22 protein-coding genes and 1 riboswitch are annotated in these 20453 nt (G+C 71.3%); of the genes, 13 read left to right on the plus strand and 9 right to left on the minus strand.

Going from position 1 to position 20453, the window contains the following annotated elements:
- Positions 1-112 precede the first annotated feature (112 nt).
- The 9 genes from sdhC (at position 113) to ACF059_RS03825 (ending at position 6866) form a co-directional block, all read left to right on the plus strand.
- A complete protein-coding gene (sdhC, locus tag ACF059_RS03785; RefSeq protein WP_360897357.1) occupies positions 113-493 on the plus strand; it encodes a succinate dehydrogenase, cytochrome b556 subunit in 381 nt (126 codons plus the stop codon).
- A gap of 5 nt (positions 494-498) precedes the next feature.
- Positions 499-996 carry a succinate dehydrogenase hydrophobic membrane anchor subunit gene (locus ACF059_RS03790; RefSeq protein ID WP_392050867.1) on the plus strand — a complete coding sequence of 166 codons (498 nt, stop codon included), beginning with the start codon at positions 499-501 and terminating at the stop codon, positions 994-996.
- A gap of 24 nt (positions 997-1020) precedes the next feature.
- Positions 1021-2775 (plus strand): succinate dehydrogenase flavoprotein subunit, encoded by a 1755-nt coding sequence (gene sdhA, locus ACF059_RS03795; RefSeq protein ID WP_392050870.1) that lies wholly within the window; start codon positions 1021-1023, stop codon positions 2773-2775.
- Complete coding sequence (locus tag ACF059_RS03800; RefSeq protein ID WP_254382515.1) at positions 2775-3542, plus strand: succinate dehydrogenase iron-sulfur subunit; 768 nt, start codon at positions 2775-2777, stop codon at positions 3540-3542. Before sdhA ends, ACF059_RS03800 begins: the two co-directional genes overlap by 1 nt.
- A 256-nt stretch (positions 3543-3798) precedes the next feature.
- Positions 3799-4347 carry a hypothetical protein gene (locus ACF059_RS03805; protein WP_392050873.1) on the plus strand — a complete coding sequence of 183 codons (549 nt, stop codon included), beginning with the start codon at positions 3799-3801 and terminating at the stop codon, positions 4345-4347.
- A 48-nt stretch (positions 4348-4395) separates the two neighbouring features.
- The gene (locus ACF059_RS03810) at positions 4396-5154 is read left to right on the plus strand and encodes an alpha/beta fold hydrolase (RefSeq protein WP_392050876.1); all 759 of its coding nucleotides are present in this window, start codon (positions 4396-4398) and stop codon (positions 5152-5154) included.
- Positions 5155-5241: 87 nt separating this feature from the next.
- Positions 5242-5646, plus strand: coding sequence for a hypothetical protein (locus ACF059_RS03815; protein ID WP_360897345.1), 405 nt, complete (start codon positions 5242-5244; stop codon positions 5644-5646).
- 3 nt (positions 5647-5649) lie between these two features.
- Entirely contained in the window at positions 5650-6096 is a 447-nt protein-coding gene (locus ACF059_RS03820; RefSeq protein WP_392050878.1) for a thiol-disulfide oxidoreductase DCC family protein, read from the plus strand.
- An 11-nt stretch (positions 6097-6107) separates the two neighbouring features.
- Positions 6108-6866 (plus strand): TetR/AcrR family transcriptional regulator, encoded by a 759-nt coding sequence (locus tag ACF059_RS03825; protein WP_392050881.1) that lies wholly within the window; start codon positions 6108-6110, stop codon positions 6864-6866.
- Positions 6867-6881: 15 nt separating this feature from the next.
- Here ACF059_RS03825 and ACF059_RS03830 read toward each other — a convergent pair whose 3' ends face one another.
- The 3 genes from ACF059_RS03830 to ACF059_RS03840 form a co-directional block, all read right to left on the minus strand.
- Entirely contained in the window at positions 6882-8438 is a 1557-nt protein-coding gene (locus ACF059_RS03830) for an ABC transporter substrate-binding protein (RefSeq protein WP_392050884.1), read from the minus strand.
- A gap of 122 nt (positions 8439-8560) precedes the next feature.
- Entirely contained in the window at positions 8561-9892 is a 1332-nt protein-coding gene (locus ACF059_RS03835) for a metallophosphoesterase (protein WP_392050887.1), read from the minus strand.
- The gene (locus tag ACF059_RS03840) at positions 9889-10167 is read right to left on the minus strand and encodes an SCO4848 family membrane protein (protein WP_392050890.1); all 279 of its coding nucleotides are present in this window, start codon (positions 10165-10167) and stop codon (positions 9889-9891) included. The genes ACF059_RS03835 and ACF059_RS03840 overlap by 4 nt, the downstream gene beginning before the upstream one ends.
- On the opposite strand from ACF059_RS03840, the gene ACF059_RS03845 reads away from it, so the two are divergent.
- Positions 10106-11533: a D-alanyl-D-alanine carboxypeptidase gene (locus tag ACF059_RS03845; RefSeq protein WP_392050893.1), complete on the plus strand. Its 1428-nt coding sequence runs from the start codon at positions 10106-10108 to the stop codon at positions 11531-11533. The two genes, ACF059_RS03840 and ACF059_RS03845, sit on opposite strands and share 62 nt — an antisense overlap.
- A 67-nt stretch (positions 11534-11600) precedes the next feature.
- Here ACF059_RS03845 and ACF059_RS03850 read toward each other — a convergent pair whose 3' ends face one another.
- From ACF059_RS03850 to glyA, 4 genes are all read right to left on the minus strand, one after another.
- On the minus strand, positions 11601-12545 hold the full coding sequence (locus tag ACF059_RS03850) for a YihY/virulence factor BrkB family protein (RefSeq protein WP_392050896.1): 945 nt from the start codon (positions 12543-12545) through the stop codon (positions 11601-11603).
- 178 nt (positions 12546-12723) lie between these two features.
- Positions 12724-13332: a 2'-5' RNA ligase family protein gene (locus ACF059_RS03855; protein ID WP_392050899.1), complete on the minus strand. Its 609-nt coding sequence runs from the start codon at positions 13330-13332 to the stop codon at positions 12724-12726.
- Between the two features lie 95 nt (positions 13333-13427).
- Entirely contained in the window at positions 13428-14441 is a 1014-nt protein-coding gene (trpS, locus tag ACF059_RS03860; RefSeq protein WP_392050902.1) for a tryptophan--tRNA ligase, read from the minus strand.
- 93 nt (positions 14442-14534) lie between these two features.
- Complete coding sequence (gene glyA / locus ACF059_RS03865; RefSeq protein ID WP_392050904.1) at positions 14535-15803, minus strand: serine hydroxymethyltransferase; 1269 nt, start codon at positions 15801-15803, stop codon at positions 14535-14537.
- A 34-nt stretch (positions 15804-15837) separates the two neighbouring features.
- A riboswitch (ZMP/ZTP riboswitch) is annotated at positions 15838-15928 on the minus strand.
- 151 nt (positions 15929-16079) lie between these two features.
- Here glyA and rocD point away from each other — a divergent pair.
- Both rocD and ACF059_RS03875 read left to right on the plus strand, forming a co-directional pair.
- A complete protein-coding gene (gene rocD / locus ACF059_RS03870; protein ID WP_392050907.1) occupies positions 16080-17285 on the plus strand; it encodes an ornithine--oxo-acid transaminase in 1206 nt (401 codons plus the stop codon).
- Between the two features lie 172 nt (positions 17286-17457).
- Positions 17458-17856, plus strand: a complete 399-nt coding sequence (locus tag ACF059_RS03875; RefSeq protein ID WP_392050910.1) for a hypothetical protein — start codon at positions 17458-17460, stop codon at positions 17854-17856.
- Positions 17857-17868: 12 nt separating this feature from the next.
- On the opposite strand, the gene ACF059_RS03880 is transcribed toward ACF059_RS03875, so the two are convergent.
- Both ACF059_RS03880 and ACF059_RS03885 read right to left on the minus strand, forming a co-directional pair.
- Complete coding sequence (locus ACF059_RS03880) at positions 17869-19065, minus strand: glutathionylspermidine synthase family protein (protein ID WP_392050913.1); 1197 nt, start codon at positions 19063-19065, stop codon at positions 17869-17871.
- Positions 19066-19071: 6 nt separating this feature from the next.
- The gene (locus ACF059_RS03885; RefSeq protein WP_361943355.1) at positions 19072-19374 is read right to left on the minus strand and encodes a hypothetical protein; all 303 of its coding nucleotides are present in this window, start codon (positions 19372-19374) and stop codon (positions 19072-19074) included.
- Positions 19375-19485: 111 nt separating this feature from the next.
- On the opposite strand from ACF059_RS03885, the gene ACF059_RS03890 reads away from it, so the two are divergent.
- A complete protein-coding gene (locus ACF059_RS03890; protein ID WP_392053026.1) occupies positions 19486-20355 on the plus strand; it encodes a hypothetical protein in 870 nt (289 codons plus the stop codon).
- The last annotated feature ends 98 nt before the right edge of the window (positions 20356-20453 follow it).

Raw genomic sequence — 20453 nt, forward strand, 5'->3', positions numbered from 1 at the left:
GAAGGAACCGACAAAGCGTCGCTACGATGTCCGGGGCCGGAGGACCGTACCCGGCCGGGCCCGACCGACAAAGAAGCCGGCTGGCCCCCGCCCCGCTTCCGGAGGGTTTTCCGTGCCGGCTGGAACGTTGTACCGCGGCCGGGAAGGAATGTGGTCCTGGGTGGCTCATCGAGTCACCGGCGTCCTCATTTTCTTCTTCCTGTTCGTACACGTCCTCGACACCGCTCTCGTTCGCGTCTCCCCCGAGGCGTACGACGATGTCGTGGCTACCTACAAGACTCCGATCGTCGCGCTGCTGGAGTACGGCCTCGTCGCCGCAATCCTGTTCCACGCGCTCAACGGTCTCCGTGTCATCGCCGTGGACTTCTGGTCCAAGGGCCCCCGCTACCAGAAGCAGATGCTCTGGAGCGTCGTGGGCGTCTGGATCGTGCTGATGGCCGGGGCCGTTTACCCCGTCCTGAACCACGCCTACCTTGAACTGTTCGGGAAGTGACACGCATGTCCTCTGACACTTCTTCCGTCGACATGGCCAAGGCCGGTGACGGCGGCTCCGTGACGGGCGTCTCCCTCTACGACGTCGACAACCCGGCGCCGTACATCGAGGCCCCGCGCAAGCGCACGGGCAAGACCCCGCGCTCGACCCGCGGCAACTTCGAGATGGTCGCGTGGCTCTTCATGCGCCTCTCGGGCATCGTGCTCGTCGTCCTGGTCATCGGCCACCTGCTGATCCAGCTGGTGCTCGACGGCGGCGTCTCCAAGATCGGCTTCGCCTTCGTGGCCGGCCGCTGGGCGTCCCCGTTCTGGCAGGTCTGGGACCTGCTGATGCTGTGGCTGGCCATGCTGCACGGGGCCAACGGTCTGCGTACCGTCATCAACGACTACGCGGAGCGCGCCAACACGCGGCTGTGGCTGAAGGGCCTGCTCTACACCGCCACGGTGTTCACCATCCTTCTGGGCACGCTGGTGATCTTCACCTTCGACCCGAACATCCGCTAGGCACGGGCTGAGGCGAATCGACTCATGAAGATCCACAAGTACGACACCGTCATCGTCGGCGCCGGTGGCGCGGGCATGCGCGCCGCCATCGAGGCGACGAAGCGCAGCCGCACCGCCGTGCTGACCAAGCTCTACCCCACCCGCTCCCACACGGGCGCCGCGCAGGGCGGCATGGCCGCCGCGCTGGCCAACGTGGAAGAGGACAACTGGGAGTGGCACACCTTCGACACGGTCAAGGGCGGTGACTACCTGGTCGACCAGGACGCCGCCGAGATCCTGGCGAAGGAGGCCATCGACGCGGTCCTCGACCTGGAGAAGATGGGCCTGCCGTTCAACCGCACCCCGGACGGCACCATCGACCAGCGCCGCTTCGGCGGTCACTCCCGCAACCACGGTGAGGCCCCGGTCCGCCGGTCCTGCTACGCCGCGGACCGCACCGGTCACATGATCCTCCAGACGCTGTACCAGAACTGCGTCAAGGAGGGCGTGGAGTTCTTCAACGAGTTCTACGTCCTGGACCAGCTGCTGGTCGAGGAGGACGGCGTCAAGAAGTCGGCCGGTGTGGTCGCGTACGAGCTCGCCACCGGCGAGATCCACGTGTTCCAGGCGAAGGCCGTCATCTACGCCTCCGGCGGCACCGGCAAGTTCTTCAAGGTGACCTCCAACGCGCACACCCTCACGGGTGACGGCCAGGCGGCCTGCTACCGCCGCGGCCTGCCGCTGGAGGACATGGAGTTCTTCCAGTTCCACCCGACGGGCATCTGGCGCATGGGCATCCTGCTGACGGAGGGCGCCCGCGGTGAGGGCGGCATCCTGCGCAACAAGGACGGCGAGCGCTTCATGGAGAAGTACGCGCCGGTCATGAAGGACCTCGCGTCCCGTGACGTCGTCTCGCGCTCCATCTACACCGAGATCCGTGAGGGCCGCGGCTGCGGTCCCGCCGGTGACCACGTGTACCTGGACCTGACGCACCTGCCGCCGGAGCAGCTCGACGCGAAGCTCCCGGACATCACCGAGTTCGCGCGCACCTACCTGGGCATCGAGCCGTACACGGACCCGATCCCGATCCAGCCCACCGCGCACTACGCCATGGGCGGCATCCCGACCAACGTCGAGGGTGAGGTCCTGGCGGACAACACCACCGTCGTCCCGGGCCTCTACGCGGCCGGCGAGGTCGCGTGCGTGTCGGTGCACGGCGCGAACCGCCTGGGCACCAACTCGCTGCTGGACATCAACGTCTTCGGCAAGCGCTCGGGCATCGCGGCGGCCGCGTACGCCCACGCCAACGACTACGTCGAGCTGCCGGAGAACCCGGCGCAGCAGGTCGTCGACCTCGTCGAGCGCCTGCGCAACTCCACGGGCAACGAGCGCGTCGCCGAGCTGCGTCTGGAGCTCCAGGAGACGATGGACGCGTGCGTGATGGTGTTCCGTACGGAGCAGACCATCAAGACCGCGGTCGAGAAGATCGCGGAGCTGCGCGAGCGCTACAAGAACGTGTCCGTCCAGGACAAGGGCAAGCGCTTCAACACGGACCTGCTGGAGGCCATCGAGCTGGGCAACCTGCTCGACCTGGCCGAGGTCATGGCCGTGTCCGCGCTGGCGCGCAAGGAGTCCCGCGGCGGTCACTACCGCGAGGACTACCCGAACCGCGACGACGTCAACTTCATGCGCCACACCATGGCGTACCGCGAGGTCGGCGACGACGGCAAGGACTCCGTCCGCCTGGACTACAAGCCCGTCGTCGTCACCCGCTACCAGCCGATGGAGCGTAAGTACTGATGGCCACCCCGACCCTGTCCAAGACGGACCAGATGGAGGCGGCGGCCGCCGCCTCGCCCTTCATCACGGTCACCTTCCGGATCCGCCGCTTCAACCCGGAGATCTCGGAGGAGTCGACCTGGCAGGACTTCCAGGTCGAGATCGACCCGAAGGAGCGCGTGCTCGACGGTCTCCACAAGATCAAGTGGGACCTCGACGGCACGCTGACCTTCCGCCGCTCGTGCGCGCACGGCATCTGCGGCTCCGACGCGATGCGGATCAACGGCAAGAACAGGCTCGCCTGCAAGACGCTGATCAAGGACATCAACCCGGAGAAGCCGATCACCGTCGAGGCCATCAAGGGCCTCACGGTGATGAAGGACCTCGTCGTCGACATGGAGCCCTTCTTCCAGGCGTACCGGGACGTCATGCCGTTCCTGGTCACCAAGGGCAACGAGCCGACGCGCGAGCGCCTGCAGTCCGCCGAGGACCGCGAGCGCTTCGACGACACCACCAAGTGCATCCTGTGCGCCGCGTGCACGTCCTCGTGCCCGGTGTTCTGGAACGACGGCCAGTACTTCGGCCCGGCGGCGATCGTCAACGCGCACCGCTTCATCTTCGACTCGCGTGACGAGGCCGGCGAGCAGCGGCTGGAGATCCTGAACGACAAGGACGGCGTGTGGCGCTGCCGCACGACCTTCAACTGCACCGACGCCTGCCCGCGCGGCATCGAGGTCACGAAGGCCATCCAGGAAGTCAAGCGCGCCCTGATCACGCGCCGCTTCTGATTTCTTGACGCCTCTCTCGCACGGCTCGGCCCTGTCGGGCCTCCCCGGCTTCGAGAGGCTGCGCCGGACTCCGTCCGTCGGCCTGGCCGAGGCCGGTGACCGCCGAGGCCCCGCCCCCCGTAGATCTCATCCGCGGGGGGTGGGGCCTTCGTCGTGCTCGCGTTCGGCAACTGAGGCCGGGCTGAGGCTGGCACGAGGATTTCCGGCGGCGGAGCGCGGGTCCCAAGGGCGGGGTGGCTGTGGAAGGATCGGCCGTATGAGTGAGCAGCAGCCGAATCCTTACGCGGGCGATCCCCACCAGGGCGCCCAGCCCGGTACACCCGGCCAGGACGACTACAAGTGGGGGCCCGGCGAGGCCAGTTACGGATACCCGCAGCCCTACCCGGCGGCCCCGGCCTACCAGCCGACCATCGGGGGCGCGGGCATGCCGGTCCCGTCGGCCTATCCCGCCGCCCCGGCCGGCGGCCACGGGCTGTCCCTCGGCGACATCACCATCGCCGGGGACCAGATCATCACCCCGTCGGGCGCCATGCCGCTCAAGGGCGCGATGTGGAACGCGACCGACTTCTCGCGCACCGAGGAGAAGCTCCCGACGCACGCGATCGTGCTCGCGATCGTCTTCTTCCTGTTCTGCCTGCTCGGTCTGCTCTTCCTCCTGATGAAGGAGAAGACCACCACCGGCTACATCCAGGTCACGGTGACCAGCGGTGGCCGCCACCACTCCACCATGATCCCGGCGGTGGACGCGAACACCTACGCCTGGGTGATGACGCAGGTCAACTACGCCAGGTCGCTGAGTTTCTGACCCCGAAACGCGGTAGCAGTCGGCGCGGTCCCGGGCGAAGATCACCTCATGACCGTTTCTCATGATGTGGACGGGCCGCACGACGGCCCCGCCGTCGTCCTGCTGCACTCCTCTGTATGCGACCGCCGGATGTGGGAGCCCCAGTGGCGCCCGCTGGCCGAGGCCGGCTTCCGCGTGGTCCGGCTGGACTTCCGCACCTGCGGGCAGTCCCCGGCCGCCGAGGCCCCGTACAGCGACGGGGGTGACGTACGGGAGCTGCTGGACCACCTCGGCATCCGCCGGGCCGCCCTGGTCGGCAGCTCCTACGGCGGCCGGATAGCCCTCCAGTTCGCCGCGCTGCACCCCGAGCGGGTGACCTCGCTGCTGTTGCTCTGCCCCGGGATGGCGCCCGGCCGGGAACGGAGCCCGGAGTTGCAGAAGTTCGGCGCGGCCGAGGACGCCCTCGTCGAGGCGGGGGACCTGGACGCCGCCGCCGCGCTCAACGCCCGTACCTGGCTCGGCCCGGACGCGGACGCCGACGCGCACGCCCTCGTACGGGACATGCAGCTCGGGAACCTCCGGGGCGCCCTGGCCGCCACCGGGAGCCACGAGGTGGCCGACCGGCCGGCCGCTCCGGCCGCGATCACCGCTCCCGTCCTGTCCGTCGGCGGCGCCCACGACCTGCCGGACTTCCGCGCCGCCGCCGCCGAGATCCCCGGCCTCGTGCCGGGCGCCGTCCACCGCGAACTGCCCTGGGCGGGCCACCTGCCCTCGCTGGAACGCCCCACCGAGACGACCGCTCTGATGCTGGAGTTCCTGAGCCGCTGATCCCCCACCCCCTTCGCTTGAACTTGTTCAAAAAACCTCCTAGAGTCAAGGACGTCAGCAGTTGAACGCGTTCAAGGGGGCTGGGGCATGGACCTCACCGTGGTCACGTACGTCATCTACCTGCTCATCAGCATCGGGCTCACCGTCTGGGTGGCCCGTACGCTCAGCCGCAACGGCCGGGTCTTCATCGGGGACGTCCTCCAGGGCAACGAGAAGCTGGCCGACGCCGTCAACCAGCTCCTCGTGGTCGGCTTCTACCTGGTGAACATCGGCTTCGTCACCCTCTACCTGCGGTCGAGCGAGGAGGTCGGCACCGCCCGCGAGCTCTTCGAGGCCCTCTCGGTCAAGCTCGGCGTCGTCCTGCTGGTCCTCGGGGTCATGCACCTCGGCAACGTGTGGGTGCTGAACAAGATGCGCCGCCGGGGGATCATGGAACGCCAGCAGACCCCGCCCGTCGCCCCCCAGGGGTGGACCGCTCCGGTCGGGGCCTGACCGATGGCACCCGCCCAGGCGGTGCGGAGTCTGACCGTCCTCTACGACGCCGGCTGTCCGCTCTGCGTACACATCCGGCACTGGCTGCTCGCGCAGCGCCGGCTGGTCCCGCTCGCCCTGGTCCCCGCCGCGTCCTGGGAGGCGCGGCGGCGGTTCCCCCGGCTCGACCACGCGTCGACGCTCCGGGAGATCACCGTCATCGGGGACTCGGGGCAGGTGTGGACCGGTTCCGACGCCTTCATCGTGTGCCTGTGGGCGCTGGCCGAACACCGGCCGAAGGCCAACTGGCTGGCCACCCCGGCCGGACGGCCCTTCGCCCGGGCGGCCATGTACACGGCCTCCCGGTGGCGGGAGGCGGTACGGACCGAAGGACACCCCGAGGGCGCCGAAGGCGATCCCGAGGGTGTCGAAGGACCGGCCTGTGACGACCACTGCGCCGTCCCCCGATAGGCTCATCCACCGTGACTGATCAGAAGGCTCCCAAAAGCGAGCAGACCCGCACGCTCATCCTCGAAACCGCGCTCCGGCTCTTCCAGGAGCGCGGGTTCGACAAGACGACCATGCGGGGCATCGCCAAGGAGGCCGGTGTCTCGGTCGGCAACGCCTACTACTACTTCGAATCGAAGGAACACCTGGTCCAGGGGTTCTACGACCGGATCGGCGCCGCCCACCAGGCGGCGGTCCGGCCCATCCTGGACAGCGAGACCGATCTGCAGAAGCGGCTCGCGGGCGTGCTGACGAGCTGGATGGACATCGCGGCCCCCTACCACGAGTTCGCCTCCCAGTTCTTCAAGAACGCGGCGGATCCCGAAAGTCCGCTCAGCCCCTTCTCCCCGGAGTCGGAGACCGCCCGCAAGGCGGCCATCGACATCCACCGCGAGGTGCTGGCGGGGGCGAAGACCAAGGTGCCGGCCGAACTGGCCGACGTCCTGCCGGAGCTGATGTGGCTCTCGCAGATGGGTCTGGTCCTCTACTGGGTCTTCGACCGCTCCCCGAACAGCGAGAAGACGCGCCGGCTCGCCGAGCGCGGCGCGCAGCTGACGACGCGGGGCATCGTGCTCGCCCGCTTCCGGGTGCTGCGGCCGCTGGTGCGCGAAGTGCACGAGCTGTTCGCCGACTTCCTGCCCGGCATGGCCCAGACGGCGACGGCGGGGGCCCGGCGCAGGGCCTCGGACCCGGACCCGGACCCGCAGCCGGAGCCGGGGTCCGATCCCGCGTAGCCGTCGCGCCGAGCGCTACAGCCAGTTGAGTTCCGAGAGGCGCCAGACGCCGGTGCCGTCCGACAGGTACTGGGCACCGGTGACGGCCTCGCGGGACATCACGTAGTCCTTCTTCTGCCAGATCGGCACCATCGGGGCCTGCTGGGCGACCAGCTTCTGGAGCTCGCGGAAGTCGGCGGAGGCGTCGCCGCGCTCGGCGTGGGACTGCGTACGGGTGATCAGCTCGTCGACGCGCTTGTCGGAGAAGCCGTTGTTCATGGACGAGTCGGCGCCGACGAGCGGGGCCAGGAAGTTGTCCGCGTCCGGGAAGTCCGCGATCCACCCGATCGTGTAGGCGTCGAACTCCCCCGCCGCGTAGCCCTTCTGGAAGTCGGCCCACTGCTCGACGGGCTTGATCGTCAGCTGGAAGAGGCCGGTGGCCTCCAGCTGCCGCTTGATCTCCTCGGCCTCGGGGAGGTTCGCGCCGCGCAGGTTCACCCCGAGGGTGAGGGGGACCGGCGTGGCGATCCGGGCGTCCTTGAGGAGCTTCGCGGCGGCGGCCCCGTTCGGCGTCGGGTAGGCGTCGAAGAACGGCGTGCTGTGGCCGCCGATGCCCGCCGGGACCAGGGAGTACAAGGGGGTGACGGTCCCCGAGTAGACCGTGGCCGCCACCTTGGAGCGGTCGAGCGTGGCCGCGACGGCCTGACGGACCGCGGGCGGGGCGGTGGCGGAGCCGGGGCGGACGTTGAAGACGACGGAGCGGATCTCGCTGCCGCCGGACGCCTGGTAGCGGGTGTCCTTCAGGGCGGGGCTGAGGGCGGCGAGCACCGCCGGCGGCATCTCCCGGTGGGCGACCTCGATCTGCCGGTCGTTCCAGGCCCGGTCGAGCTGCGCGGAGTCCTTGAAGTACTTGACCGTGACGGGCGTACGGGCCGGCTTGGCCTGCCCCGTGTACGTGTCGTTGGGCGTGAGCTCGGCGCTCGTACCCGGCTTGTACTCGCCCAGCGCGTACGGGCCGGAGCCGTCGACCTTGGTGCCCTCGCGCAGCGCCTTCGCCGGGTACTTGTCCTTGTCGACGATCGAGGCGGCGCCCGTCGCGATCTTGAAGGGGAAGGTGGCGTCGCGGGCGGAGAGGTTGAAGGTGACCGTACGGCCCTCGGCGGTGACCGACTCAAGGGTGTTGAAGAGGGGGGCCGGGCCCTGGTCGGAGTTGATCGCCTTGATGCGGTCGAAGGAGTGCTTGACGTCCTCGGCGGTGATGGCGCGGCCGCCGGCGAACTTCACGTCGGGACGCAGCTCGCACTGGTAGGTGGTGAGCTTCTGGCCGACGAAGGCGCAGGAGGACGCGGCGTCCGGCACGGGGGTGCCGGAGCCGGGCTTGAGGGTCATCAGCGACTGGTAGACGTTGCTGAAGAGGGCCCAGGAACCGGCGTCGTACGCCCCGGCGGGGTCGAGGGAGGAGACCACGTCGCTCGTCCCCACGCGCACGGCGCCGCGGCCGTTGCCGTCGGCGGGCAGCAGCTGCCAGCCGCCGACGGCGGCGGTACCGAGGACCAGCCCGGCCGCAATGATCTTCGAGCGGACAGACCGCATTCCGTGAACCCCACCTTTTGACCCGGTGACAGCGACAGGCTGTCCGATTAACGGTCATCCCATCACGGAATATCAGCCACCGGAAGGCCGGTTCTCGGCGGGCCGTCGGCGGTTGGGGCGGGTCAGGCCTGATATGAGGCGAGTTCGACGACGGTGATGTCGGACGGCGCCCCCACCCGTACCGGAGGGCCCCAGGCACCGGCCCCGCGGGACACGTACAGCTGGGTGTCGCCGTAGCGCTCCAGCCCGGCGACGGTGGGATTGGCCAGCTCGGCGAGGTAGTTGCCGGGCCAGAGCTGGCCGCCGTGGGTGTGACCCGACAGCTGGAGGTCGACCCCGAACCGGACGGCGTCGTGGATGACGACGGGCTGGTGGGCGAGCAGCACGGAGGCGCGGGCCCGGTCACGGTCGCCGAGGGCCGCCCCGAAGTCGGGCCCGGACCCCTCCAGCTCCCCCTGGACGTCGTTGACGCCCGCCAGGTCGAAGTGCGGCAGCGCGCGGCGGGCGTTCTCCAGGGGCGTCAGGCCCAGTTCGCGGACGTGGTCGACCCACTGCTGGGCGCCGGAGAAGTACTCGTGGTTTCCGGTGACGAAGTACGAGCCGTGGCGGGCGGTGAGCCCGCGCAGCGGCTCGGCGGCCCGCCCGAGGTCCGGGACGCTGCCGTCGACGAGGTCGCCGACGATGGCGATGAGGTCGGGCTGTGTGCGGTTGACGGTGTCGACGACGCGCTGGGCGTGGGCGCGGCCGAGCACCGGGCCGAGGTGGACGTCGCTGACGACGGCGATGCGGAACCCGTGCGCCGCGCGCGGCAGCTTGGCCAGCGGCACCCGCACGCGCCGGACGCTCGGCCCGCGCAGGACCCCGTACGTACCGGCGCCGACGGTCGCGACGGCCACGGCGGCCGCGGTCCCGCCGACCGCCCGGGCGACGAACCGGCGGCGGCTCAGCTCCAGGCGGGCCGCGGTGGGGGGCGCCAGCGCCGGTGACGGTGCGGACTCCGGTTCCGCTTCCGGTTCCGGTTCCGGCGACGGGGCCGAGACCGCGGCCGACGGCGTCGAGGGCTCCGCGGGTGCCGGCGGCGCCTCGCCGTGGCCCGCCCGCCCCGCGGGCTGCATCAGCCGGGAGGGGGACCCCTGGGCCAGACGGCGGAGCGACAGCGCGCGGATCGGCTCCGCGACCAGCATCGTCAGGGTGAGGTACAGGAGCACCGCGAGCCAGAGGAAGCCCGGCCAGGCCACCGCCTGCTGGAGCCAGAAGGGCGCCCCGGCGCGGCCTGTGGTCAGGGCGGCAGCGGAGAGGAGGGGCAGGGCGATGGTCAGGACCGTGCCGATCCGGCGGGGCAGGCCACCGGGCGCGGTGGTGTCGCGCACCAGCCTGATCCAGAGCCAGCGGTGCACCAGCACCAGCAGGGCGCAGACCGCGAGCGCGACCAGTACGAAGATCGCGATCTTCATGCGGAGGGGTCCGCACCCGTGCCGTCGGCCCCGCGTGACGCACGACGCAGCGCCCGCAGCCCGCGCAACCCGATCACGCCGACGGCCGTCCCCAGGAGAAAGGACGTCACCGCGAGCGTCAGGTGCACCCAGAAGTAGGCCGTGGGATCGCCTTCCGCGTCGAAGGCCAGCCCACTGCCGTCCTTCCACAGGTTCCGGACGAAAGACACCCAGATGAACCAGCTCCACACGCCGAAGGCGAGCAGGAACCAGGAGGCGGTACGGCTGAGTTTCATGAGGCCAGTATCGGATCGGTCCCCGGGACGGACGCGCCGGGGTGGGCTGTCCCGGGGGTGGTTGCGGCGAAATGGCCGGTCAGTGACGCCGCCCAGCTCATCGGGATGTACTTTCACCTGCGTGTCTGCCAAGACGACCGCCCTGACGGTCCTTTCCGCCGCGCTGCTGGCCCCCGCCCTGCTGGTGGCCCCCGCACACGCCGCGCCGTCCCCGCCGGCCGACGGAAAGGGCCAGCCGCCCAAGGCCCCGGCGGCGCCCGCACCGCCCGCGTCGATGTCCACGGTCGGCGGAAGCCTGCTCGGCCAGCCGGGGACCCAGGTGAACCTGCTGCCGGGCGCGCCCGCCCTGCCGACGAACCTGTCCGGCCGGTCGTGGATCGTGGCGGACGCCGAGTCCGGCGAGGTCCTGGCGGCGAACAACGCGCACTGGCGGCTCCCTCCGGCCTCCACGATGAAGATGCTCTTCGCGGACACCGTGCTGCCGGGCCTGCCCAAGGAGAAGGTCCACAAGGTCACCGAACAGGACCTGGACGGCGTGGGCCCGGGCAGCAGCCTGGTCGGGGTCAAGGAGGACCACGAGTACTCCGTCCACGACCTGTGGCTCGGGGTGTTCCTGCGGTCGGGGAACGACGCCGTGCACGTGCTGTCGGCCATGAACGGCGGCGTCGAGAAGACCGTCAAGGACATGCAGGCGCACGCCGAGGAGCTCCAGGCGCTGGACACCCACGTCGTGTCCCCCGACGGTTACGACGCCCCGGACCAGGTGTCGAGTGCGTACGACCTGACGCTCATCGCCCGCTCCGGCTTGCAGAAGCAGGACTTCCGCGAGTACTGCGGCACGGCGAGCGCGAAGTTCCCCGGCAGGCAGGAGGCCGGGAAGCCGCGGGAGTTCTTCGAGATCCAGAACACCAACCGGCTGATGACGGGCGCGGGTGGCCTCTCCCCGTACAAGGGCATCGCCGGCGTGAAGAACGGCAACACCACCATGGCCGGCTCCACCTTCACCGGGGCCGCCCAACGGGGCGACAGGAAGCTGCTGGTCACGGTGATGAACCCGAGCACGGGCGGGGTGAACTCGGTCTACGAGGAGACCGCCGCGCTCTTCGACTGGGGCTTCGCGGCCGCCGGGAAGGTCAAGCCGGTGGGTGAGCTGGTGCCGCCCAAGAGCGCGGACACCTCCTCGGTCGGCTCCCCGGCCCAGGTGCACGAGAACAACCCGTCGACGGCCGGCGCGGGCTCGGGCGGCGGGGCGGGCACCGCGCTCGGCGTCGCGGGCGGCGTGCTGGCCCTCCTCGCGGGCGGGGCCTTCGCGGTCAACCGCCGCTGGCCCCGCGGCCGCCGCGACCGGGGCGAGGAGCTGGTGTGAGCCGGGCGGCGCGAGACCCCCGCGCGGGGGCCGCGCCGTCGGCAGGATTCACCCGAAGGAGACCGTTTCAGGCGGTGCGGGGCGCCGGCTCTCCGCCGGCCTCCTCCTCGGCCCCGCCTTCGGTCTCGCCTTCGGTCTCGCCTTCGGTCTCGTCGTCGGTCTCGTCGTCGCGGGTCGCCGTCCAGGCCGCGACGAAGAGGAGCAGCTTCGCCGTGAAGTTGATCCAGAGCAGCAGGGCGATCGGCACGCCGAAGGCCCCGTACATGCTCTTCGCGGCGACCCCGCGCATGTAGCCACTGAGCAGCAGCTTCAGCAGCTCGAAGCCCGCCGCGCCGATCAGGGCCGCCTCGATCAGGCGCCGGCGCGGCGGTTCGACACCCGGCAGCAGCGTCAGGACGTACAGCAGGAGCAGGAAGGCGGCCAGTACGCCGACGAGGAAGGCGGCGGTGCGCAGCAGCCCGCCGCCGATGCCCTCGCGCGGGATGCCCAGCAGTTCGCCGAACTTCCCGACCGCGCTGGAGCCGACGGTCGAGGCGGCGGCCGAGGCCAGGGCCGCCCCGCCGAGGCCGAGGAGCACCAGCCCGTCCTTGCCCTTGCGGGCGAAGGGGTTGCCCTCGTCCTCGTCGTCCTTCTCCCAGACGGCGCGCAGGCAGTCCCGCATCGAGCCGACCCAGCCGATGCCGGTGAACAGCAGGAAGGCCCCGGCGACGAGCCCGACCGTGCCGGCGTTCGCGACGAGCCCGTCGATGTCGAGCTGGTCCGAGATCCCGGGGACCTGTTCGGAGAGGTTCTTCTGCAGCCGGTCCAGCTGCTCCTGGCTGAGCAGCGCCGCGCCCACCGCGGCGGCGACGGTGATCAGCGGGAAGAGGGCGAGGAAGCTGATGAAGGTGATCGCGGCGGCGAGCCGGGTCCAGTGCACCCGGTCGAGCCGTTCGTACGAATGCCACGCGTGCGTACGCATCAGACGCGCGACCAGCGGCCCGATCACCGGAAGTTTCGTCAGCCAGTCCATGGGATCACCGTAAAGGAGCGGGCGGAAATAGCCGGGATTGTCGGTTTTGGGGACTACGGTCCTCGTTTGTGACTTTTCGCCCAATGCCCCCGACGGAGCACCCGTTCCACGCCCTGGTCCTGCGAAGGCTGAGGTTCCGCGCCCGGCGCACCGCCCGGCTGACCCTGCGGCCCCTGCGTCAGCAGGGCCGTCCGGACGCACCGGCCGCTTCCGCCGCCTCGTCGGCCGGGTGGCAGCCCGGCTGCGCCGGGACCCCGGCGGGCCCCGTCCCGAAGGGGTACTCGCGCAGCTTGCGCCAGACCCCGTCCGAGCCTTGCTCGTAGAGCGCGAAGCCCTCGCAGAGCCACTCGGCGGCGTAGTCGGCGAGGGTCGTGAACGCCACGTCCATCGCCTCCTCGCAGATCCCGTGGGCGACCGTGACGTGCGGGTGGTACGGGAAGGCCAGCTCGCGGCTGAGCGGCCCCTGCGGGTCGCGGACCTCGCCCTGGAGGCGGGTGCAGCCCGCGGCGCCCTCGACGACCTTGACGAAGACGACCGGCGAGAGGGGACGGAAGGTCCCCGTGCCGCCCAGCCGCATCCGGAAGCCGCGGAAGCGGGCCGCGACCTCGGCCAGGTGGGCCCGGACGACCGGCAGCCGGTCCGCGTCCACCTCGGTCGGCGGCACGAGGGTGACATGGGTGGGGATGCCGTGCGCGGCGGCGTCCCCGAAGCCGGCGCGCAGCTGCTGGAGCTGGCTGCCGTACGGCTCCGGGACCGCGATCGAAACGCCGAGCGTTACGGTCCCCATGTCTCTCCTCCGCTTGTCTCCGTGGACTGCTGCCGCCCCAGTGTGGCGGCAGCACCCCCGTTCTTGCCAGGGCTCCCGGCCCGCAGGTGCGTTCGTCAGTGCTTGGCGGGCAGCAGACCGAGGCGGTCGTAGGCCTGCGCGAGGGTCTCGGCGGCGACCGCGCGGGCCTTCTCCGCGCCCTTGGCCAGGATCGAGTCCAGCGTCTCGGGGTCGTCCAGGTATTCCTGGGTGCGCTGCTTGAAGGGTGTGACGAAATCGACCATCACGGCGGCCAGGTCGGTCTTCAGCGCGCCGTAGCCCTTGCCCTCGTACTTCGTCTCCAGCTCGGCGACCGTCTCGCCCGTGAGGGTGGAGTAGATCGTGAGCAGGTTGCTGACGCCGGGCTTCTTCTCGCTGTCGAAACGGACCTCGGCCTCGGTGTCCGTGACCGCGCTCTTGATCTTCTTCTCGGTGACCTTGGGCTCGTCGAGGAGGTTGATCAGGCCCTTGGGCGAGGACGCGGACTTCGACATCTTGATCGCCGGGTCCTGGAGGTCGTAGATCTTCGCGACCTCCTTGACGATGTGCGCGGCGGGCAGGGTGAAGGTCTGGCCGTAGCGCTGGTTGAAGCGCTCGGCCAGGTCGCGGGTCAGCTCGATGTGCTGGCGCTGGTCCTCGCCGACCGGGACGGCGTTCGCCTGGTAGAGCAGGATGTCGGCGACCTGGAGGATCGGGTACGTGAAGAGGCCGACGGTGGCGTTGTTGACGCCGCCCTTGGCGGACTTGTCCTTGAACTGCGTCATCCGGCTCGCCTCACCGAAACCGGTGAGGCAGTTCATGACCCAGCCGAGCTGCGCGTGCTCGGGCACGTGGCTCTGGACGAAGAGCGTGCAGCGCTCGGGGTCCAGGCCGGCGGCGAGCAGCTGCGCCGCGGAGAGGCGGGTGTTCGCGCGCAGTTCCTTCGGATCCTGCGGCACGGTGATCGCGTGCAGGTCGACGACCATGTAGAACGCGTCGTGCGTCTCCTGCAGGGCGACGTACTGGCGGATGGCTCCGAGGTAGTTCCCGAGGTGGAACGAACCGGAGGTGGGCTGGATGCCGGAGAGCGCGCGAGGACGATCAGAAGCCATGGCCCCATTCTCTCAGGTGCGGGGGCGGGCTCCGGCCCGCCGGACGCCGCGCCGGGTGCCGGGGGCGGCGCCCCCGGCACCCGGGCCGCGGGGTCAGGACAGCGGCAGACCCGGGGCGGGGAAGGCCGACATCAGGGACGTGACCTCCGCGCGGACCGCGGCGAGGGCCTGCTCGTCCCCCTTGGCGGCGGCATCCACCGCGCGCGAGATCCAGTCCGCCACCGTCGGCATGTGCGCCGCGGTCAGGCCCCGCGAGGTCAGCGACGGCGTCCCGATGCGGATGCCCGACGGGTCGAAGGGCTTGCGCGGGTCGAAGGGGACCGTGTTGTAGTTCACGACGATCCCCGCCCGGTCCAGGGCCTTGGCCGCGACCTTGCCCGGCACCGCCTTCCCGGTCAGGTCGATCAGGATCAGGTGGTTGTCGGTACCGCCCGAGACCAGGTCGAAGCCCCGCTCCAGCAGCGCCGCGGCCAGCGCCTTGGCGTTGGCGACGACCGCGTGCGCGTACGAGACGAACGCCGGCTGCGCCGCCTCGTGCAGCGCGACCGCGATGCCGGCCGTGGTCTGGTTGTGCGGGCCGCCCTGGAGGCCCGGGAAGACCGCCTTGTCGATGGCCTTCGCGTGCTCCTCCCGGCACATCAGCATGGCGCCGCGCGGACCGCGCAGGGTCTTGTGGGTCGTGGTGGAGATGACGTCCACGTGCCCCGCCGGGGACGGGTGCGCGCCGCCCGCGATCAGGCCCGCGATGTGCGCCACGTCCGCGACCAGGACCGAGCCCGCCTCCTCGGCGATCGAGGCGAAGGCCGCGAAGTCGATCGTGCGCGGGAGCGCCGTACCGCCACAGAACATGATCTTCGGCCGCTCCGCCAGCGCCAGCTCGCGCACCGCGTCGTAGTCGATCAGCCCGGTGTCGGGGCGGACGCCGTACTGCACGCCCCGGAACCACGAGCCGGTCGCCGAGACGCCCCAGCCGTGCGTCAGGTGCCCGCCCATCGGCAGGGCCATGCCCATCACGGTGTCGCCCGGCCGGGCGAAGGCCAGGTACACGGCCAGGTTCGCGGGCGAGCCGGAGTACGGCTGGACGTTGGCGTGGTCCACGCCGAACAGGCCCTTGGCCCGCTCGACTGCCAGGGCCTCGACGCGGTCGATGTTCTGCTGGCCCTCGTAGTAGCGGCGGCCGGGGTAGCCCTCGCTGTACTTGTTCTGCAGCACGGTGCCGGAGGCTTCGAGGACGGCCGCGGACACGTAGTTCTCGCTGGGGATCAGGCGCAGGGTCTCGGCCTGGAGCACTTCTTCGGCGGCGACGAACGACGCCAGCTCGGGGTCGGTCGCGAAGAGGGCGGGATGGCGGCTCGCGGACATGGCGGGCTCCTCCGGGGTCGATGTGATCGGTACCCCGCGAGGCCCAGGCGAGCGGCCCTGTGTGCGGTCGAGCGCGCACGGCTCCCCCGGAGTTCGTTCTCCGTGCGCCAGTCGCCGTGCGTACCGCCCACCTTAGCGGGCGTGGCGGGTGGGCCGGCCGCGCCGAAAGGAAGGTTTCCGCAACCGAGGTCCGCGCGACGGCGGGGAGGCGACGATAGGAAGGTGACGCCACCCTCGTCACCGGTTCACCCGGCGAGACCGACGATCGGAGACCCCGTGTCGACAACTGCTGATGCCATCCGCTCCGCCGAGGCCCACAGCGCGCACACCTACCACCCCCTCCCCGTGGTCGTCGCCTCCGCGGAGGGCGCGTGGATGACCGACGTGGAGGGCCGCAGATACCTCGACATGCTCGCCGGGTACTCGGCGCTCAATTTCGGCCACGGCAACCGCCGCCTGCTCGACGCCGCCCGGGCGCAGCTGGAGCGGGTCACCCTCACCTCGCGCGCCTTCCACCACGACCGCTTCGCCGACTTCTGCACCGAACTGGCCGCGCTGTGCGGCAAGGAGATGGTGCTGCCCATGAACACGGGTGCGGAGGCCGTCGAGACGGCGGTGAAGACCGCCCGCAAGTGGGGCTACGAGGTCAAGGGCGTCCCGGACGGCCAGGCCAAGATCGTGGTCGCGGCGAACAACTTCCACGGCCGCACGACGACCATCGTGTCCTTCTCGACCGACCACGAGGCCCGTGACCACTACGGCCCGTACACCCCCGGCTTCGAGATCGTCCCCTACGGCGACCTGACCGCGCTCGGCGCCGCCGTCACCGCCAACACGGTCGCCGTACTGCTGGAGCCGATCCAGGGTGAGGCGGGGGTCCTGGTGCCGCCGGCCGGATACCTGGCCGGCGTACGGGAACTGACGCGCGAGCGGAACGTCCTCTTCATGGCGGACGAGATCCAGTCGGGGCTGGGGCGGACCGGCAGGACCTTCGCGTGCGAGCACGAGGGGGTCGATCCGGACGTGTACGTCCTCGGCAAGGCGCTCGGCGGCGGGGTCGTGCCCGTGTCGGCGGTGGTCGCCGACCGGGACGTGCTCGGCGTCTTCAAGCCCGGCGAGCACGGCTCCACTTTCGGCGGCAACCCGCTGGCCTGCGCGGTCGCCCTGGAGGTGATCGCGATGCTGCGCTCCGGCGAGCACCAGCGGCACGCCGCCGAACTCGGCGACCACCTGCACCGGGAGCTGAACCTGCTGGTCGGCGGCGGCGCGGTGACCGCCGTGCGCGGGCGCGGGCTCTGGGCGGGCGTGGACGTCGACCCGGCGCACGGCACGGGCCGGGAGATCTCCGAGAAGCTGATGGAGCGCGGGGTGCTGGTGAAGGACACCCACGGCTCCACCATCCGGATCGCCCCGCCGCTGGTGATCAGCAAGGAGGACCTGGACTGGGGCCTGGACCAGCTCCGGTCCGTACTCGCGACCTGACGGGGCCGCGGCGGCCCGGCGGGCGCGGCGGGATCCTCCCGGTCACGGCGGCGCGCGTCGACGCTCCCGGCCCTGCGGTGGACACCGGGAGCGGCCCGCCGGACGATGGGAGGACCCGTACGGGTGCGCGCCCTGCCGATTCCGGGCCCGACCCTCCGATGGGAGCAACCCCATGTACCGACGCAACCGTCACCGCCTGCTCTGCGGCGCCCTGGCCTCCTCCGTCGCGCTCGGCGCCGCCGCCGCCCTCGCCGCACCGGCCGCCGCCGCCCCGGCGGCGGTACCCGCTGCCAGCTGCACGGTCACACCCGACCCGCAAGGGCGGTTCGTCGTCATCACCGGCGAGGGGTTCACTCCCCCGCGCACCCTCAACGACGGCGAGTCCACCGAGCCGCTGAACATCGACGCCGACGGCAACTTCCGGGTCCAGCGGTTCCAGAAGAACGTCCACTACACCGTCCTCGCGGTCAACGAGGACCAGGACTTCGTCTTCGTGAACTGCAAGGTCGCGCGGTCCACGCCCTCCGCCGGCGACTCGGGCCGAGACGTCCTTCGACAGCTACTGCGGTGACGACTGACGGCCCTACAGGATGACGTGGGGCAGGAAGCGGGCGTACTCGTCCGTGACCGGCCCCGCCGATTCCCGGATGCCGAGTCCCGCCGCCTCCTCCTCGACGACCCACGCGCCGAGCACGACGCGGTTGCCGTCGAAGTCGGGCAGCGGGGCCAGGGCCTGGAAGACGTACGTCTCTCCGTCGGCCGGGACGAAGGGCTCGCCGCCCTCGCCCGCCTCGTGCAGCGTGACCCCGGCGCCCTCGCGTCCCAGCAGCGGCTTGGCCGCGTACCCGCAGGTCGCGGCCAGCTCGCGCGGGCCGTCGAGGTAGGCGGGCAGCAGGTTCGGGTGGTCGGGGAAGAGCTCCCAGAGGATCGCCAGCAGCGCCTTGTTGGCGAGCAGCATCTTCCACAGCGGCTCGATCCAGGCGGTGGTGCCGGAGCCGCCGCCGTGGTCGTAGGTGCCCAGCACCTGCGGCCCGAACGCGTCGGTGACCAGCCACTCCCACGGGTAGAGCTTGAAGCAGCTGCGGATGAAGCGGAGCCGCTCGTCCACGAACCGGCCCGAGAGGCTGTCCCAGCCGATGGTCTCCACCGAGAGCGCGTGCGTCTCCAGGCCGGCCTGTTCGGCGGTCTCCTGGAGGTAGGCGACCGTCATCAGGTCCTCGCCGAGCTCGTCGGTCTCGGAGTGCGCGAAGTGCACCGGGCCGGGCGGCAGCAGCTCGGCCTGCCGGCGCCAGGCGTCGACGAGGCGCTCGTGGAGGGAGTTCCACTGGTCGGCGCCGGGGAAGCGTTCCTCCATCCAGAACCACTGCGGGCTGGCCGCCTCCACCAGGGAGGTGGGCGTGTCGGCGTTGTACTCCAGCATCTTGGCCGGGCTGCCGCTGCCGTCGTAGCGCAGGTCGAAACGGCCGTACAGGGAGGGCTGTTCGGCGCGGCGGCGCCAGGACTCGGCGATCCGCTCCGCGAGCCCGGCGTCGGTGATCCCGAGGTCGGCGAAGCGGTCGTGCTCGACGATGTGCGCGGCCGCGGCCAGGCACATGGCGTGCAGTTCCTCGACGACGTTCTCCAGCGCCTCGACCTCGGGCAGGGAGAAGGAGTAGTAGGCGCTCTCGTCCCAGTAGGGCCGCAGCGAGTCGTCCGGGTAGCGGGTGAGGGGGTAGATCAGGCCCTGCGCCTCGACGGTCTTCTGCCAGTCGGGGCGGGGCTCGATGGTGTGCCGCTGCATGGACGGTCAGCCGCCGGAGGAGCCGGAGCTGCTGTGGCCGCCGATGCCGCCCCGGGTGACCGCGGCCTTGTCGAAGCTGCCGCCGGAGACCTTGCCGTTGCTGACGCTGCCGCCGTAGTAGTACGCGCCGCGCCCGCCGCTCTTGCACTCCTTGTCGTTCAGCTTCTCCAGCGTCGAGCGGGACGCGCAGCGCTTGTCCGGTTCGTCACTGCTGCCGCAGGCCACGAGTGTGGCCGCGAGCAGGCCCATGCCGCCGAGTGCGACGGCTCCGGAGCGCATACGGCGCTGGTTGGTGCTGCTGCTGTCCATGTCCCTGTTCCCCCTAGAGGCGTGCTGCCGACAGACTAGAGCGGGCCCCCCGGCCGATGGAATCCGGCCGCCGCGAGATCCGTGACCTAGAGTCAGTTCGTGCTCATTGGGATGATTTGCGCGCTCGGTGCGGCGGTCTGCTTCGGTACGGCGTCGGTTCTGCAAGCGGTCGCGACGCGGGCGGCGGAGCCGGGCACGGGGTCCGGAGTGGACGCCGCCCTGTTCCTGCGGGCCGTGCGCCAGTGGCGCTACCTCGCGGGGCTCGGCCTGGACGCGGCCGGCTTCGTGCTCCAGATCGTCGCGCTGCGCCATGTCCCGATCTATGCGGTGGGAGCCGCGCTGGCCGCGAGCCTCGCCGTGACGGCGGTGGTCGCCGCACGTCTGCTGCGCGTACGGCTGTCCCGTACGGAGTGGGGCGCGGTGGGGGTGGTGTGCGCGGGGCTGCTGATGCTGGGGCTCGCCGCCGGGGAGGAGGGCGCGAAGACCGGGCCGCTCGCGCTGAAACTGGGGCTGCTGGGGGTGGCGGCACTGGTCCTGCTGGTCGGGGCGGTGGCAGGCCGCCTGCCGGACGGCCCGCGGGCGCTGGTCCTCGGCCTGGCCTCGGGCACGGGCTTCGGGGTGGTGGAGGTCGCGGTCCGGCTCCTCGACTCCGTCCTGGACCTGCGCAATCCCGCCCTGTACGCCCTTCTGCTGGGCGGCGGCGCCGCGTTCCTGCTGCTCACCTCGGCCCTGGCCCGCGGCTCGGTGACGGCGGCCACCGCGGGCATGGTCCTCGGCGAGACGATCGGCCCCGCGGTGGTGGGCGTCGCCTGGCTCGGCGACCGCACCCGCGAGGGCCTGACGTGGCTGGCGCTGACGGGCTTCGTGGTGGCGGTCGCGGGAGCCCTGGCCCTCGCCCGCTTCGGCGAACCGGACGCTGCCCCCTCCGGCCCGGCCGCACCATCCGGCCCCGCCGCACCATCCAGCCCCTCCGGCGTTTGAGGAGCGGGGGTTCGGGGGCAGCGCCCCCGACAGCGGCGCCACCGTGGGGGGGGGGGGGGGGGGGGGGCGGGGCCCGGGGGGGGGGGCGGGGGGGGGGG

Source organism: Streptomyces sp. NPDC016562 (genome assembly GCF_043076955.1).
GTDB lineage: Bacteria > Actinomycetota > Actinomycetes > Streptomycetales > Streptomycetaceae > Streptomyces.